Below are 11,337 nucleotides of genomic sequence, written 5' to 3' on the forward strand. Positions count from 1 at the left end.
CGGCCTGAGCGGCGATACCGGCGTGGCGGGCGGGGCTTGTATGGCCGCTGGATCCTGCGTGACAGACGGGTCTGCCGGCGGATCCGGTCGTTCCCCGGACTCCGGCTCCGGCGGTCCCGGGGGCTCCGGACGTTCCGGGTCGGGAGGTGGTCATCTGGTGTTCTCCTTCAAGAGGGTGGTGCGGTCGCCTCCGGCGGTCCGGGCCGGCGGCGGAGGGTTCAGTCGGGGGCTCCCGTGGGGGGCGCGTACGCCGAGGCCCTGGTCAGCGTGCGGGCGGCGTGGAGCAGCAGGGCCAGCGCCGCGGTGCCGCACGCCAGGGCCGGTACGGCGGCCTCGCCCCAGGCGTGGACGAGGGCCCGGACGGGGGCCGCCAGGACGGCGCAGCCGGGCAGCCTCGCGGCCAGCGGCAGGGCGAGGGCCGCCGCCTCCGTGGCCGCCGCGGCACCGAGCAGCACGGCCGGGGCGTGCCGGTGGTGGTGCACGGTGAGCAGCCGGGCGAGCAGGAGCAGGGCGCCGAGGGCGAGGGTCTGCGCAGCGGCCGCGGGTGCGTGCAGGACGGTGCCGCACGCCAGGAGCAGTGCGGTGAGCGCGCCGAGGAAGAGCGCGAACGTGCCGAACAGCAACGGTCGGGCGGCGGCCGTGAAGTCCGCCAGGCCCCTGCTGCCGGCGAGCCTGCGGCGGGCGCCCACGGTGAGCAGGTGGGCGCACCAGGCGGCCGGGGCGCAGGTCAGGGTGAGGGCGAGGGCGGGCGCTTCGGCCGTGGGCCAGGGGCCGTCCGGGGCGCCGGTCGGCAGGGCGTGGGGGCCGCCCGTCAGGACGGCGTGCAGCAGGCCGTCACCGAGGAGGGCGTACGTGAGGAGCCAGAGCGTCCACACGCGCGTGAGGTGTGCCGTGTGCCGCGCGCGCGTGCCGGGCGCCGTCCGCCACGCGGGTGTGCCGGACGGGCCGGCGAGGGGGCCGCGGCGCAGCGCGGCCCGTGTCGCGAGGGCGAGCGCGAGGACGCCGGCGAGGGCGACCAGGAGACGGGGCCCGCCGTCGGTGAGGCGCAGTCCTGCCACGGTGGCCGCGCCGAGGGCGCCGGGCAGGAGGGGGAGCAGCGTGCGGTCCGTGCGGACACGGGGCGGGGGCAGGGGCGCGGTCTCGGGTTCGCGGGCACCGGTGCGCGGCACGCGCGCGTAGAGCTCCTCGGCGAGCGAGAAGACGTCGCGGTGGCGGAAGCGGGCGGCGGTCCGGTCGGTGACGCCGTGCGCCTCCAGCCCGGCGGCGATCTCCAACGGGTCCACGGCCCGCTCACACAGGTCCCGGTGCCGGTGCAACAGGGCCTTCACGGGGTCGGCGGCACCACGCCGGGGTACGGCGACGCGCCGCCTGCGCGGTTCCGCGCCGCCCGCATGCCCGTCATCGGCGGGCGAGTCGTCCCACTCCCCCGGCCGCGTGTCCCAGGGCTCGGCGCCGCCGGGCATCCCGGGGCGGTCCAGCCCGACCGGCGTACCTCCCTGGCCCGGCTCGCTCACCGCGCCGCTCCCGTGTCCGTCCCGTACGCCCATCACGCCCCCTCCGCAGCGGCCAGCGGTGTCGCGCGTACGGGTGGCGCCGTGGCCCAGCCGGGGGCGGTCCGGGGCAGGACACGGGCCGTGGGGCCGGTCCAGCGGCCGGGGACGCGGGACTCGGCGGGGGCGGCGAACGGCCGTGGCTCGCCGGCCTCGTCGAGGACGACCCGGCGGACCGGGCAGTGCGAGACGATCCGCAGGTAGATGTCGTGGAACGCCGCGATGTTCTGCTCGACGGTGAACAGTTCGAGCGCGCGGGCGCGCGCGGCGGCGCCGAGGCGCGCACGGCGCTCGGGGTCGCGCAGCAGCGCCACGCACGCCTCCGCGAGCGCCCTCGGATTGCGCGGGGGTACGACGAGTCCCGTACCCCCGATGACCTCGACCACGGCGCCGACGTCGGTGGACACCGTGGCCCGGCCGCAGAACATGGCCTCGATGAGGCCGATCGGGAAGCCCTCGACGACGCTGGACAGCACGACGACCGCGCCGGCGGCGTACGCGTCGGGCAGTGTGGGGGCCTCCGGGCCGCCGATCTCCTCGAAGGAGACCGGGTTGTCGCCGACCGAGTGCACGCCCTCCGCCTCGTCCGGGAAGAGCTGCGCGGCGAGCGCCCGGCAGTGGCCGAGGTAGGCCGCGCCCTCGGGGCCCGCGGGCGAGCCGACGATCCTGAGGCGCGCCCCGGGTTCCTCCTTGCGGACCCCGGCGAAGGCGTGCAGCAGCGAGATCAGGTCCTTGGCGGGTTCCACGCGCCCGACCCACACCAGGGTGTCCGGGTCGGCGCGGTCCGGGGCCTCGCCGACGTCCGCGAAGCGGGCGGCGTCCATGCCCGGATGGACGGTGCGGATCCTGGCCCGGTCGGCCCCGCACCGTTCCTGCCAGCGGCGGGCGTGGGCGTTGCCGGGGGTGAGGATCTCGGCCCGCCGGTAGACCTCGGTGGCGAGGCGGCCGTGGAAGGCGCCGAGCAGCGCGCGTACGGCGGGGGCGGCGGTGTCGGGGCCGACGGCGAGGTAGTGCGTGCGGAGCGGGACGCCGTACTCGGTGACGAGCAGCGGCACGTCGCCGAAGTGCCGGGCGAGCAGTCCGGGGAGGGCGGCCGGGCCGCCGGCGGTGGCGTGACAGAGGTCGGCCGCGCCCAGGCCGTCGTCGCCGTACCAGTCGAGGGAGAGGGGGCGCAGGGCGCGTTCGAGGTGTGCGGTGACGGTGAGCAGGTCGGGTACGCGCGCCTCGTGCGCCGTGCGCGGCGCGCCGGGGGCGCGGCAGGCGCGTTCGAGGGTGCGCACGGCGGCGTCCGAGCGCAGCGCGCCGACCAGTCCGCCCGTGTCACGGGCGAGTTCGGCGAGTCCGTACAGCGCGCTGCCGAAACGGTCCGTCAGAGCGGTGGCCCCCTCCTGGGAGGCGGCGTCGGCGCCGGTCCCGGCGCACACCGCCGCGACCAGTTCGCCGTAGCACTCGGTGAAGCGCCGGCGCGCACGCCGCCCGTGGGCGACCCCGTCGTCCTCGGCTGTCCACAGCGGCGCCGTACGCACCGTGCTGACCTGCGGTGGGAGGGCGACCCAGCCGTCGTCCTCCTGGCGCCGGCTGCGGCTGAGCGCGTAGACGTCGAACTCGTGCTGCTCAAGGCCGCGCACGAGCCGGTCGCACCAGAGTCCGGCGTCACCGCCCACAAACGGGTAGCCACCCTCGGTAAGCAGTCCGATACGCACGCGTGCACCCCCGATCTCCCGTCCGGTGAGCCGCCCTGACCGGCGGCCCGCAGCGGGATGAACGTAAGGGGACAAGGCGGTGGCGCGACGGACGGTTGTCCATCGCGCCACCAAAAGGGGTGAACGGTCGTAACTTTCGCGTGCGGATCGCGTTCGATCGCGCTAAGGCTTCCCACCGCGGTCAACCGTGTACGAAGGGTTACGCCGCGGCGGGGCCGACGCGTTGAGCGGCGCCTGTCAACTCCGGGGATACGGCCAGGGGTTGGGCAGACAGTGGATTCCGTCATGGTTCAGGAACTTGGTCTGCTGTTGCATGACGGGGGCGAGTTCGCCGTCCTTCTGGCACGTCACATGGCCGTGACCGAGCCGGTGGCCGACCTCATGGTTGATCAACATCTGCCGATAGGCATGGATCTTGTCCCCATATGTCTTGCTGCCCTGCGCCCATCTGTACGCATTGATCATCACGCGTTCGGTGGCCGCCGAGTCGCAGGAGACGTTGTCCTCCGTGGTGTCCAGCCCCGACTTGGCGCACCACTTGGCGGTCGTACCGGGGCTGGCCAGCGTGATCACGAAGTCCGGCTTGCCGGAGGAGATCCGCTCGAAGGTACGGGCACCGCCGTGGGCCCAGCTCCGGTCGTCGTTCAGGGTCTTCTGCACGGCCTCGGCGAACAGCTCGCCGTCAAGTCCCAGCCCCTGCTCGACGTCCACGCGGTAGGTGTACTTCTGCCCCTTGCCGGGTGCCTTGGCGAAACCGGGCACCGCGTCGAACTTCCCCGGGCCCTTCAGCGTGGCGCTGAGCGGGTACGTCCGGCCCATCTTCTGCTCGTACGACAGCGCGGCCGTGCCCGGCGCGGCCGACGGGGCCGGTCCGCCGGGGGTGCGGGCGTCACGGGCCTGGTCGGTGGCGGCGTGCGACGGTGCGGCGCCGCCGTCGCGCGACTCGGCCACCTGCCCGGCGACGACCACCGCGAGGACCGTGGTGACGGCGGCCGCGGCGATGCCGGTGAAGGTACGGGCGCGCGGCGTTCCCTGCTGGGCGGTGCCGCCGTCCGGCGACAGCGGCTGCGTCGTGGCCGCCCGCGCGCCTTGCGGGGCGCTGTCGCCGGGGCCGTCCGTCTCCGGAGGGTCTGCCGGGTGCCGCTCGGCGGGGCGGGACCTCGCCGAGCGGGGTGCGAAGACGTCGACGTCGTCCTCGGTGCCGACAGCGCCGGCGCGCCCGTCGGCGAAGGCGTCGAGGTACTCCTGCCGGGGCCCCGTGCCGGACCCCGGCCCCGCCGGCCGCTGTCGTTGCCGCTGCTGCGGAAACTCGACGTGGGGACCGGCCGCCCCCGCGAACCGCCCCCAGCCGCCCCCGGCTTCCCGCTGCTCCGGGTGCCCTACACGCGCGGGACCACCGTCACGAAGGCGGGGCACACCGTGCGCGGGGGTGCCGTCGGGGAGCCCCGGCATGCCATGCGCCGGGGTGCCGCCACCGAGACCCGCCACCCCAGGAGCCGGGGTGCCCCCGGCAAGCCCCGGCACGCCACGCCCCGACGCGCCGTCAGGAAGACGCGGCACACCACGCGCGGGCGTGCCGCCACCGAAATCCGGCACGCCATGAGCCGGGGTGCCGTCCGGGAACGTCGCCGGTCCCTGGGGGGCGCTCGGCGGATGGCCGGCGGTGGCGTTCACCCCGCCCAGGGGCGCCTGCCGCTGCCCTTGCGGCGGCCGGCCCTGTTCCTGCGGCGCCGGTCGCCGTCCCGGCTGCGCGGGTCGCCGTCCCTGCGGTGCCTGGCGTTGCCCCGGCAGCAGCGGTTGTCCGCCGCTCTGGGCCGGGATGTCCCCGCCGTCGTCCGAGCGGGTGTCCTGCTGTTGGCTGCGCCTGGCGATTATGTCCGCGGCGTCGGCCTTGGGGGCCGGGCCGCGGCGGCTGTGGCGTCCCACGCCGGCCTCAGCTCCCCGCGCCCGAAACGGTGCCGCGGGCCTCGGTCTCCGCGAGGAGTTCCCGGAACGCCGCGGCCACCACGTCCGGGTACTCCATCATCGCCACGTGCCCGGCGTCCGGCAGGGACAGCAGCCGGGAGTCGCGGAAGGCGCGGGCGGCCCGGTGGGCCATGCGGAAGCCGACCAGCTGGTCACGGCCGCCGTAGACGAGCAGGGTCGGCGCGAGCACGCGCTCGGCCTGGCGCCACAGTCCGTGCTGGCCGCCGAGCGTGTAGGCGTTGACGATCCCGCGCGCGGAGCGGGCCATGGCGTCCCAGAAGTACGGCAGCTGCAGCCGCCGCTCCAGTTCCTCCACGGCGTGCCCGAACGCCTCGGGCGACACGCGCGCGGGGTCGCCGTAGCAGAGCGCCAGGACACCGCGCACCCGCTGCTCGGCCGTCCACTCCCTGGTGAGCCGGGTGAACAGGGCGGCGACACCGGGCACGCCGAGCAGGGCGGTCGGCGCCGCGGTGCGCTGGATGCGCAGCTCCGGCAGGGCGGGCGACACCAGGGTGAGCGTCCGGACCAGGTCGGGTCGTACGGCGGCCACGCGCGTGGTGACCGCGCCGCCGAGCGAGTTGCCGAACAGGTGGACCGGGCCGCGGCCGGCCGCGTCGAGATAGCGGATCACCGCGCGCGCGTGCCCGGTGACCGAGTAGTTCCCGTCGTCCGGGGGCGGGGAGTCGCCGAAGCCCGGCAGGTCGACCGCCTCGCTGTCGACGACCCCCTCCAGCTCGGCCATCAGCGCCGACCAGTTCTGCGAGGAGCCGCCGAGGCCGTGGACGTACAGGGCGGGCGGCAGGCCCTCGCGCGCGGGCGGGCGGGAGCGGATCGACAGGGTGACGCCGGGCAGCCCCACGGACCGCAGCCGTTCGCCCTCACCGACCCGGACGGGTGCCACCTTCGGAAGCACACTGGCGGCCGGCACGGAGGGCGACTCGGTCGAAGACATGCGGCAATGTTACGAGGTGATCACGCCGAGGTTCGTGTGGCGGCCGTCACAGAGTGAAGCGCGAGTGGCGGGTGAACCGGACTGCGCGCGGGCCGTCCGCGGCCGGTGAACAGGGGCAGCGAACGGACGAGACAGCATGGCGTCCGGATCTGCTGTCTCCTAGGCTCGTACAGAGGGCACCCGCATGTGGCCCCTGCTTCAGGGACGTTCGTAGGAAGGGAGCCCACCATGGCCCATGACCCGACCGAGCCCGACGCCATCGACGACCTGGAGGCCGACACGAGCCCCGAGATCGATGTGGAGGCCCCCGAGGTGGACGCCGCCGAGCAGCACGCGGACATCAAGCCGGAACGGGACGACCCCCTGACGGAAGTGGATCCGGCCCGCGCCAACGAGGCCGATCTGGTGGAACAGGCGCGCGTGGTCTCACTCGACGAGGACGACTACCGCTGACCTCGGCGCACTCCCGCGGCCGCACCCGGGACCCACTGCCGCTTCCGCCGCCGTCCGGTACGTGAAATTCTGCGCTCGCACCGCGCACACCACGGTTACCGAAAAGTACGATGGCGGCGCGGCTGACACCGCGAAATGGACGACTTTGGGAGGCGGCGTGACAGCCATCGAGCAAACTGAGGCGGTACGCCCGCGTGGCACCCGTCTGCCGCGCCGAGCCCGACGGAACCAGCTGCTGGGCGCCGCCCAGGAGGTTTTCGTCGCGCAGGGCTATCACGCGGCCGCGATGGACGACATCGCCGAGCGGGCCGGCGTGAGCAAGCCGGTGCTCTACCAGCACTTCCCCGGCAAGCTCGACCTCTACCTCGCCCTGCTGGACCAGCACTGCGAGTCGCTGATCCAGGCCGTGCGCAACGCGCTGGCCTCGACGACGGACAACAAGCAGCGCGTACGGGCGACCATGGACGCCTATTTCGCCTACGTAGAGGACGACGGCGGGGCGTTCCGGCTGGTCTTCGAGTCGGACCTGACGAACGAGCCGGCGGTGCGCGAGCGCGTCGACAAGGTCACCAACGACTGCGCCGAGGCGATCTGCGACGTCATCGCCGAGGACACCGGCCTGTCGCGCGCGGAGTCGATGCTGCTCGCCTCCGGCCTCGGCGGTCTCGCCCAGGTGGTGGCCCGTTCCTGGCTGCACAGCGACCGCAGCGTGCCCCGCGACCAGGCGGTGCAGCTGCTCACCTCGCTGGCCTGGCGGGGCATCGCCGGCTTCCCCCTGCACGGCAGCGAACACCACTGACGGCCGTTTGTTCCCGTGCGCTGTTCGCTGACGGCGTTCCGCCTCGCAGCGTGTACGTCCCCTCGCCGGACTAATGTGTGCTGGGTACGGCGCGGAAGATCGCGCACATCACTGACCGTCGGAGGGACAAAGCCGTGGAGGTCAAGATCGGCGTGCAGTACGCGCCCCGTGAGATCGTTCTGGAGAGCGGTCAGAGCGTCGAGGAGGTCGAGCGTCTGGTGTCGGACGCGCTGGCCGGCAAGACGCAGCTGCTGAGCCTGCAGGACGAGAAGGGGCGCAAGGTCCTGGTGCCGACGGACCGCCTTGCCTACGTGGAGATCGGCGAGCCGACCGTGCGCAAGGTGGGGTTCGGCGCGCTGTAGGCCGACCTCGTGAGAAGGGCCCGGCGGCCTGCGCCGCCGGGCCCTTCCGCATGCGCATCGCACACATGTGGCGCACAAGTTCTCCACAGCGGAGGATTGTGCTCCGCAGGTCACGGGTATGACGGGCTACGACCGTTCAAGGCAGACCGGCCGTGGGAGGGACCCCGACATGATCCTGGAAGCACTCGGCTCCGCGGTGCTCGGTCTGGCCCTCGCCCTGATCGCGGCGTACCGCCTGTCCCACCGGCTGCCGGCCCGCCCGCTGGTCCTCTCGACGGGCATCGCCGGCGCCCTCTTCGGCGACTTCGTCACCCACACCGCCCTCGGCTCCGCCGCCACCTGGCCGAGCCTGCTGGGCGCCGCGATCATCTCAGCGGCGTCCTTGTCCCTCCTGCTCCGCCCGGCGGGCAGACTGCGCCGATCAGCGACGGCGTAGCGGGCCGGCGCCCGAAGGGGCGCGGCGACTGCGCGAGCAGCCACACCGCACCCGCAGCCGCGCGACCCACCGCACCCGCACCCGCCCCCGCAGAGCGGACCCGCTCTCAGGCCGCGAGGCCCAGCGCAGCCATCCGCTTCGTGTGCGCCTCCGTGATCCGCGAGAACATCCTCCCGACCTCCGCGAGATCGAACCCGTCGGCCACCCCGCCCACGAGCATCGTCGACAGCGCGTCCCGGTCGGCGACCACCCGCTGGGACTGCGACAGCGCCTCGCCCATCAGCCGTCGCGCCCACAGCGCGAGGCGGCCGCCCACCCGCGGGTCGGCGTCGATGGCGGCCCGCACCTTCTCCACCGCGAACTCGGCGTGCCCCGTGTCGTCGAGGACGGCGAGGACGAGCTCGCGCGTGTCGGAATCGAGACGTGCCGCGACCTCCCGGTAGAAGTCGCTCGCGATCGAGTCGCCGACGTACGCCTTGACCAGGCCCTCCAGCCAGTCCGAGGGCGCGGTCTGCCTGTGGAAGCCGTCCAGGGCCGCGACGAAGGGGTCCATCGCGGCCGTCGGCTCCTCGCCGATCTCGGTCAGCCGGTCCCGCAGCCGCTCGAAGTGGTGGAACTCGGCCGAGGCCATCTTGGCCAGCTCCGCCTTGTCCGCGAGGGTCGGAGCCAGCTTGGCGTCCTCCGCGAGCCGCTCGAACGCCGCCAGCTCGCCGTAAGCGAGCGCCCCGAGCAGATCCACGACGGCGGCGCGGTACTGCGGGTCGGCGGAGGCCTGCGCCCAGTCCTGGGCGGCGACACCGGTGGGTCCGGCGGAGGCGGCGGACCCGTTCTCAGGCTTGTCAGAGCTAGTCATGAGCCGCACAATAGCCCGCTCGGCTCCCTTCGGAGGCCCTGGTCAACCACTGTGACGACCATGACGTGACCAATTCGGCCATCGCATGTGCGCGAATCCGGGGTATGGTGGTAATGCGCCTGCCAGAGTGCGTCGACACTGCTCGACGTCTCCCGACAGGGCGCACGCATGAGGATGCCCGGTCGGTGGCCCGATCGGCTCCGACCCGACAGCCCTCCCTGGCCGTACGTGAGAGTACGTACGACGACCGGAGGGACACCCTCAGCGGTACGAGCGCTAGAGCGTCGGCAGAGGTCCCGTGTCATACGGCTTGCCTTGGATGGTTCGCCCGTACGGCAGCCGACGTCCCCGGCACGGTCGCACACGATCCCCCGCGCTCGCCTCGCACCGCGCACACAGAAGAGGCATGACCCTGACTACGACGTTCCGCGAACTCGGGATCCTCCCCGAGACCGCCGAGGCCCTGGAGGCCGTCGGCATCATCACCCCCTTCCCCATCCAGGAGATGACGCTCCCCGTCGCCCTTTCCGGCACGGACGTCATCGGCCAGGCCAAGACCGGCACCGGCAAGACGCTGGGCTTCGGTCTTCCGCTCCTTGAGCGCGTCACCGTTCCCGCCGACGTGGAGGCCGGACGCGCCGCCCCCGAGGCCCTCACCGACGCCCCGCAGGCCCTCGTCGTCGTCCCCACGCGCGAGCTGTGCACCCAGGTCACCAACGACCTGCTGACGGCGGGCAAGGTCCGTAACGTGCGCGTGCTGGCGATCTACGGCGGCCGGGCCTACGAGCCCCAGGTCGAGGCCCTGAAGAAGGGCGTCGACGTGGTCGTCGGCACCCCCGGCCGGCTGCTGGACCTCGCGGGCCAGAAGAAGCTGAACCTGAAGCACGTCAGGTGCCTGGTCCTCGACGAGGCCGACGAGATGCTCGACCTGGGCTTCCTGCCCGACGTCGAGAAGATCATCAACATGCTGCCGGCCAAGCGGCAGACCATGCTGTTCTCGGCGACCATGCCGGGCGCGGTCATCGGCCTCGCCCGCCGCTACATGTCCCGGCCCACGCACATCCGCGCCACCGCGCCGGACGACGAGGGCGTGACGGTCGCGAACATCAAGCAGTTCGTCTACCGCGCGCACAACATGGACAAGCCGGAGATGGTCGCGCGCATCCTGCAGGCCGAGGGCCGCGGACTGGCGATGATCTTCTGCCGGACCAAGCGCACGGCGGCCGACATCGCCGAGCAGCTGGAGCGCCGCGGTTTCGCCTCCGGCGCGGTCCACGGCGACCTCGGCCAGGGCGCTCGCGAGCAGGCGCTGCGCGCCTTCCGCAACGGCAAGGTCGACGTCCTGGTGTGCACCGACGTCGCCGCGCGCGGCATCGACGTCGAGGGCGTCACCCACGTCATCAACTACCAGTCCCCCGAGGACGAGAAGACCTACCTGCACCGGGTCGGCCGCACCGGCCGCGCGGGCGCCAAGGGTACGGCGATCACGTTCGTCGACTGGGACGACATCCCGCGCTGGCAGCTGATCAACAAGGCGCTGGAGCTGGACTTCAACGACCCGGTGGAGACGTACTCGTCGTCCCCGCACCTGTTCTCCGACCTCGGTATCCCCGAGGGCACCAAGGGCACCCTGCCGCGTTCCGAGCGCACCCGCGCGGGGCTCGACGCGGAGGAGCTGGAGGACCTGGGCGAGACCGGCGGGCGTGGCGCACGCGGCCGCGGCCGTGGTGGCCGGCCTGAGCGCGGCGGCCGTCCTGAGGCGGGCACCGCCGAGCGCGAGCGTACGAGCCGCACCCCGCGCCGTCGCCGCCGTACCCGCGGCGGAGCACCGCTCGACGCGGCTGCGGCCCCCGCGGCGCCGACCGCCGAGTCCGGCACCGCGGACGCCGCCGGCGTGGCGGAGTCCCAGGAGCCCCGCACGCTGCGGCGCCGTCGCCGTACGCGCGCCGGTGCCCCGGCGCAGGCCGCGGCGGCCGAGGCCGCCGTCGAGTCGCTCGACACGGCGGAGGGCGCGCCCGCGCCGGCCACGCCCGACGAGGAGGCCGCGGCGAAGCCGCGCCGCCGCCGCACCCGCAGGAACGCGGACGCCCAGGCCCCGCAGCCGGCGGAGTCCGTGGTCGCGGAGGTCCCGGCCGAGCCCGAGCCCGTGGTTCCCGCCCCGGTGGTCGAGGACAGCCCGGCGCCGGAGCCGACGGCCGAGGCCAAGCCGCGCCGCACGCGCAAGACGGCCGCTGCCGCCGAGACGGCCACGGCCACCACCGAGA

10 protein-coding genes are annotated in these 11,337 nt (G+C 74.1%); 5 read left to right on the top strand and 5 right to left on the bottom strand.

What is annotated here, in order from left to right:
• Positions 1 to 218: 218 nt before the first annotated feature.
• The 4 genes from ABT171_RS00855 to ABT171_RS00870 form a co-directional block, all read right to left on the bottom strand.
• A complete protein-coding gene (locus ABT171_RS00855) occupies positions 219 to 1,328 on the bottom strand; it encodes a hypothetical protein (RefSeq protein ID WP_503073047.1) in 1,110 nt (369 codons plus the stop codon).
• Positions 1,329 to 1,546: 218 nt separating this feature from the next.
• The gene (locus ABT171_RS00860) at positions 1,547 to 3,253 is read right to left on the bottom strand and encodes a DUF3492 domain-containing protein (protein ID WP_351238313.1); all 1,707 of its coding nucleotides are present in this window, start codon (positions 3,251 to 3,253) and stop codon (positions 1,547 to 1,549) included.
• A gap of 237 nt (positions 3,254 to 3,490) precedes the next feature.
• The gene (locus ABT171_RS00865; RefSeq protein WP_351238315.1) at positions 3,491 to 5,179 is read right to left on the bottom strand and encodes a DUF3152 domain-containing protein; all 1,689 of its coding nucleotides are present in this window, start codon (positions 5,177 to 5,179) and stop codon (positions 3,491 to 3,493) included.
• A 7-nt stretch (positions 5,180 to 5,186) separates the two neighbouring features.
• A complete protein-coding gene (locus ABT171_RS00870; protein WP_351238317.1) occupies positions 5,187 to 6,170 on the bottom strand; it encodes an alpha/beta fold hydrolase in 984 nt (327 codons plus the stop codon).
• A gap of 228 nt (positions 6,171 to 6,398) precedes the next feature.
• Between ABT171_RS00870 and ABT171_RS00875 the strand changes: the two genes are divergently transcribed.
• The 4 genes from ABT171_RS00875 (at position 6,399) to ABT171_RS00890 (ending at position 8,220) form a co-directional block, all read left to right on the top strand.
• On the top strand, positions 6,399 to 6,623 hold the full coding sequence (locus ABT171_RS00875) for an Rv3202a family protein (protein WP_351238319.1): 225 nt from the start codon (positions 6,399 to 6,401) through the stop codon (positions 6,621 to 6,623).
• A 157-nt stretch (positions 6,624 to 6,780) separates the two neighbouring features.
• The gene (locus tag ABT171_RS00880) at positions 6,781 to 7,422 is read left to right on the top strand and encodes a TetR/AcrR family transcriptional regulator (protein ID WP_351238321.1); all 642 of its coding nucleotides are present in this window, start codon (positions 6,781 to 6,783) and stop codon (positions 7,420 to 7,422) included.
• A gap of 134 nt (positions 7,423 to 7,556) precedes the next feature.
• A complete protein-coding gene (locus ABT171_RS00885) occupies positions 7,557 to 7,784 on the top strand; it encodes a DUF3107 domain-containing protein (protein ID WP_351238323.1) in 228 nt (75 codons plus the stop codon).
• Between the two features lie 169 nt (positions 7,785 to 7,953).
• Positions 7,954 to 8,220 carry a hypothetical protein gene (locus ABT171_RS00890; protein ID WP_351238325.1) on the top strand — a complete coding sequence of 89 codons (267 nt, stop codon included), beginning with the start codon at positions 7,954 to 7,956 and terminating at the stop codon, positions 8,218 to 8,220.
• Positions 8,221 to 8,326: 106 nt separating this feature from the next.
• Here ABT171_RS00890 and ABT171_RS00895 read toward each other — a convergent pair whose 3' ends face one another.
• Positions 8,327 to 9,073, bottom strand: a complete 747-nt coding sequence (locus tag ABT171_RS00895) for a ferritin-like fold-containing protein (protein ID WP_351238327.1) — start codon at positions 9,071 to 9,073, stop codon at positions 8,327 to 8,329.
• Between the two features lie 505 nt (positions 9,074 to 9,578).
• Here ABT171_RS00895 and ABT171_RS00900 point away from each other — a divergent pair.
• A partial coding sequence (locus ABT171_RS00900) for a DEAD/DEAH box helicase (protein WP_351239081.1) occupies positions 9,579 to 11,337 on the top strand: 1,759 nt, incomplete at its 3' end.

It is taken from the genome of Streptomyces sp. NPDC001851, assembly GCF_040297165.1.
Classification (GTDB): domain Bacteria; phylum Actinomycetota; class Actinomycetes; order Streptomycetales; family Streptomycetaceae; genus Streptomyces.

Coding starts and splice junctions, on each gene's coding strand:
- ABT171_RS00890 (WP_351238325.1), top strand. CDS start 7,954: ATGATCCTGGAAGCACTCGGCTCCGCGGTGCTCGGTCTGGCCCTCGCC.
- ABT171_RS00870 (WP_351238317.1), bottom strand. CDS start 6,170: ATGTCTTCGACCGAGTCGCCCTCCGTGCCGGCCGCCAGTGTGCTTCCG.
- ABT171_RS00875 (WP_351238319.1), top strand. CDS start 6,399: ATGGCCCATGACCCGACCGAGCCCGACGCCATCGACGACCTGGAGGCC.
- ABT171_RS00895 (WP_351238327.1), bottom strand. CDS start 9,073: ATGACTAGCTCTGACAAGCCTGAGAACGGGTCCGCCGCCTCCGCCGGA.